Origin of the sequence: Pseudoalteromonas sp. SIMBA_162 (assembly GCF_046535955.1) — a bacterium.
Taxonomy (GTDB): Bacteria; Pseudomonadota; Gammaproteobacteria; order Enterobacterales; family Alteromonadaceae; genus Pseudoalteromonas; species Pseudoalteromonas marina.
In genome coordinates, this window is sequence record NZ_JAWJBQ010001180.1 from 1 (window position 1) to 237 (window position 237).

Below are 237 nucleotides of genomic sequence, written 5' to 3' on the forward strand. Positions count from 1 at the left end.
CCCGTCACTGAGCGTTGGGGCACACACCGGTACCAGGTATTCGTCGAACAGCGGGGTCAGCGGCCGCTCGTCCAGGCCTTCCGGCAGGTACAGCACATAGGCGTCGCAATCGCCGCCGGGGTCTACCGTGGCCCCGCCCACGGTCTCGATCGACAGGCACAGCCCGGGGTTGGCGGCGTAGAAACCGCTGAGCCGCGGCAGCAACCAGCGCACCGCCAGGGAGACAAAGATGCGGAT

General features: G+C 67.9%; 1 protein-coding gene. It reads right to left on the reverse strand.

The features are described 5' to 3' along the window. Positions 1-237 (reverse strand): LysR substrate-binding domain-containing protein (locus tag R0J88_RS23405; protein WP_410901376.1); only part of this gene is annotated, 237 nt, incomplete at both ends.